Source organism: Endothiovibrio diazotrophicus (assembly GCF_054657215.1).
Genome location: NZ_BAAHXB010000206.1, coordinates 1 through 3,663 on the forward strand (window position 1 = coordinate 1; position 3,663 = coordinate 3,663).

General features: G+C 51.3%; 5 protein-coding genes and 2 pseudogenes. 5 read left to right on the top strand and 2 right to left on the bottom strand.

What is annotated here, in order from left to right; all coding sequences use genetic code 11:
* Positions 1-268, bottom strand: a 268-nt coding sequence (locus ACYQ2W_RS25485) for a CcdB family protein (RefSeq protein ID WP_459873740.1), incomplete at its 3' end; no start/stop codon positions are given.
* Complete coding sequence (locus ACYQ2W_RS25490; protein ID WP_459873742.1) at positions 268-516, bottom strand: type II toxin-antitoxin system CcdA family antitoxin; 249 nt, start codon at positions 514-516, stop codon at positions 268-270. The genes ACYQ2W_RS25485 and ACYQ2W_RS25490, both read right to left, overlap by 1 nt.
* Before the next feature lie 522 nt (positions 517-1,038).
* Here ACYQ2W_RS25490 and tnpA point away from each other — a divergent pair.
* The 5 genes and pseudogenes from tnpA to ACYQ2W_RS25515 form a co-directional block, all read left to right on the top strand.
* A pseudogene (tnpA, locus tag ACYQ2W_RS25495) lies at positions 1,039-1,434 on the top strand (IS200/IS605 family transposase); the annotation flags it as partial.
* Positions 1,435-1,714: 280 nt separating this feature from the next.
* Positions 1,715-2,272 carry a matrixin family metalloprotease gene (locus ACYQ2W_RS25500; RefSeq protein ID WP_459873744.1) on the top strand — a complete coding sequence of 186 codons (558 nt, stop codon included), beginning with the start codon at positions 1,715-1,717 and terminating at the stop codon, positions 2,270-2,272.
* A gap of 19 nt (positions 2,273-2,291) precedes the next feature.
* Positions 2,292-2,924, top strand: coding sequence for a hypothetical protein (locus ACYQ2W_RS25505; RefSeq protein ID WP_459873746.1), 633 nt, complete (start codon positions 2,292-2,294; stop codon positions 2,922-2,924).
* Positions 2,925-2,994: 70 nt separating this feature from the next.
* A complete protein-coding gene (locus ACYQ2W_RS25510) occupies positions 2,995-3,399 on the top strand; it encodes a hypothetical protein (RefSeq protein WP_459873748.1) in 405 nt (134 codons plus the stop codon).
* Positions 3,400-3,515: 116 nt separating this feature from the next.
* Positions 3,516-3,599, top strand: a pseudogene (locus tag ACYQ2W_RS25515) (transposase); the annotation flags it as partial.
* Between the last annotated feature and the right edge of the window lie 64 nt (positions 3,600-3,663).

The following is a 3,663-nucleotide window of genomic DNA, read 5'->3' on the forward strand; positions in this document are numbered from 1 at the left end:
GGTGTCCGTCGAGGGAACCGGCGCGAGGGCCGAGCCGTCGGGTCGGGATGCCAGCCAGTTCGGGGATGGAGAGCAGCAGGAGGCGCCCCTCGATCTCCAGGACCGGAGTCAGCCTGGAGATTGGAAGACCCGCCCGCCCGGCCGCGATCAGCGGTGCGACGACGCGGGTGCCGAGGGGATCGAGCAGGTCGTTCTGAAGATCCAGCAGATAGGGTACCGCCTCTGCGGAAGCGGGATCGGTGTTGCGATAGACGTCGAACTGAGCCATCAGAATCGCCGAAGACCATCGCTGAAGACCCCGTCCTCCTCGACCCTGCGGTTGTACGCCGCCATCGCCTCCCGGTTCTCATCCAGCCAGCGACGTGCCTTCTCATCACGCACCCGTTCAGCCAGCGCCTGTTCCAGGGTCTGAGAAAGGTTGATCTGGAGAGCCTTGGCCTGGTTCAGAAGATCGCTGTTGACGCTGAGGTTGGCGGCCTTCTTCGGGGCCGCGTGGTCGTAGTCGGACAGATGCATCGAATCCTCTCCTCAAGGTGGATGCGCAAATAATATGCGCATCATGTCGGGGTGTGAAGGCTGAGGCGGAGAGAGTTGGACACGGGGCGTGGTGGCGGGGCTAGTCAAACAGGGGAGAGCGTAGGCGGTTCCGAGGTACGAGACGCGCCGCCCTTCTTTCTTGTGGCCTGGATTACCGAAATCCGGCTGTAAAGCTCCCGATTTACGGTGGATGTCCCGATTACGTTCATTAAAGTTGAGATGCAAAAGGAAAGACCTGACCTCTTAGCCCTTAGCCCCGGCACCGGCACCGGCAGCCCCGGCTACCGCTTCAAAGACGAATTCGACGCCAGCCTGAAACACGACCGCCCAGATTACGGGGTCAGGTCTTTCTTATTGCCTATCAACGTAGTTCCAGGTAGTGTGACCCCATGGCCTTACCATGTAACCTATCGAGGAAATGGGTGCGAGGAGATTTATATCAGCCGCATTATCAATCGAGGAGAAAAGGCAAAGAGAAAGACCTGACCCTACTAGTGTTCCTGTCAGTACCATATGGTCTGGGTGCCGAAATACCGATACCGGGTGCTGACGGGGAAGGTGGCGTCCGAGGTGGAGAGGTGTATCCGCGCCTTTGCCGAGAGGAAGAAGGCAGAGGTGGTTGAGTTGAACGTCCAGGTCGATCATGTGCATTTGCTGATCATGGTGCCGCCGAAGATTGCGGTATCCGACTTGGTAGGGATGCTGAAAGGACGGACGGCGATCCGGGTATTCAACAAATTCAAGGAGTTGAAGAGGCGTCCCTACTGGGGGAATCACTTCTGGGCTCGCGGGTACTGCGTGGATACGGTAGGACTGGATGCGGAGAAGATCCGCGCGTACGTGCGGTACCAAGAGCAGAAAGAGCGTGAGATGGAGCAGCGTCCCTTGGATTTCTAAGGGCCGCTAGCAAAGACCACGGGGACGACAGCCTTGCCTCCTCAGGGGGCAAGGCATACATGCCCCCTCTGGGGGCTAACCCTAAACCACCCGCTCTGCGGGTGAATTTTTACTTGTTTTGAGCAACGCATCAAGAGAAATATCCTGAAAATACGTAGTACATTTCTTACACAGTCTTGAGAAATGTGATTATTTACATACATTTACCATTCATTTAAAGTGGACTGTGCCCGTTGGAACGGGCATATCTCAACATAAATTTATCAAGAGTAAGGAAGCAATGAAAAAGAAAATCTTGTTAGTAGGACTCATGTGTGAGGCACTTTCGATGCCGGCGCTGTCAACACCATGCGTGGAGGATCTTGGTTTTAGATGGTGGTCCAATCTCGGATATTACACTAACGCACTTTTTGATCAGACTCTTAGCGGACTCCTTCAATCCGTCGGAGATGAGTACACTTTAAATACCGATCTTGCCGCTGGTTCAGGGCCAAATGGAGAAGGAGAAATCAGGTGGGTTGACGGTAATTACGGAGCCACTCCATGGTCGGCTGTAACGATTCCCTATTGGGGTTCTACCGCATGCGCAGACTGGAATGGAATGATAACCGGGAATTGCAATACAACCACAAAAAAAGCTAATCGAGCATCTATTTACTTCAACCTTTCCTTGCTATCAGTGTTTGCTTATGGTCACACAATGCCTCATGAAATGGGGCATGTCGTCGGATTGGCTCACAACAATACACTGTCAACCGCCATCATGTATCCATCAATCACTTCAACAGCAACCCATCTTTTGAGCTGCGAAATTGAAGGTATAAACGCTTGGTATTGAAGAATCAGAGGATTGAATCATGAAAAAAACTCTCACATTTCAGGCGGCCGCCTTGATCGCAATATTTTCCTCCCTCTCCGCAAGCGCTTCGGATGGAGAATCACAATATCGCCCCTTACTGGACACTGCCACCCCGGCAGTTCCACAGCCTCAGTCGATAAGCGATCTTTCTGCGTCATCTAGCATTATAGTCAGGGGGCACTATGGCGAAATCCTAGGGCAAACAATATTTTACGGATACAACAGAACCAAAGAGTCGTTAATGAGGGATTATGGGCTTTCGGAAGATGAAGCTTCTATTTATGGAATCCCAATGACTGAGTATGGGATTGTCGTAGACAAAGTCATAAAGGGGAGTAACATAGTTCATGAAGGAGATACTGTCACATACCGAAAATACGAAACCCCTGAAAGACCATTCCGAGCACAAGCGACATCTGAGCGGAACGGCGACTTCGTGTTCTTTCTTGCCTACAACCCAGACAACGAAACATTCGGAGTGTTGAGCAATTATCATATCGTTAAGAGCATTGGGAGTCGTGCTGTTGTAAGAGTTGGGAATGAATGGACAACTCCGTTTGGTCAAGATATTGGATTTCAGGATTTTATAGAGGAGACAAGGTCCGATGTCGCAAATCATACTATCCAGTAGATTGGCGTAAGAAGTCACGGGTGACGTCAGATCATGGCGTCGCCCATTCCTTGCGAAGGAGAACACCAAAATGGACAAGCACAGAATCTTTCGAAAACTCCTAACTGTCATGTTGGTCGTGCTTTTCGTCTCACAGTCAATAGAGGCGTCCGAACCAGATTCATATATTGGATTATGGATAGATGATGGCGGGAGCTATTATTCCATTCATAAAATTGAGTCAGGTTACGTGTTTATAGATTTGGGAATGGTGGCTTATTTTTCCGAGCTAGATGGCAGCTACTTCGGCCAAGAAGATTCAGAAGGTTCGCTGATATTGACCCATATTGGAGACCCGAACCGCACCGAGCCCTACATGGGACTAACTGTAGGACTGGTTATGAATATACAAGAACCGGGAGAGGCCACAGTCTCTCTCGATCCAAATGCACAGCTAATCGATGGTCCCGTCCGTCACTTGGTACGCATACAGTAAGTGATCACGCCCTCTCCGGCGTAGGGGCGCCCGTCACCGCGAACGACGGGGTTACGAACGACGGGGATCAGGTCTTTCTTCTTGCCTATCAGCGCAATTCCAGATGATGTGGCCTCATGGCCAGACCACTACGAATTGAATTCGCAGGCGCCCTTTACCATGTAACCACTCGAGGAAATGGGCGCGATGAGATTTATATCAGCCGCATTATCAATCGAGCAGAAAAGGCAAAGAGAAAGACCTGACCCTAGTGTTCCTACCCCA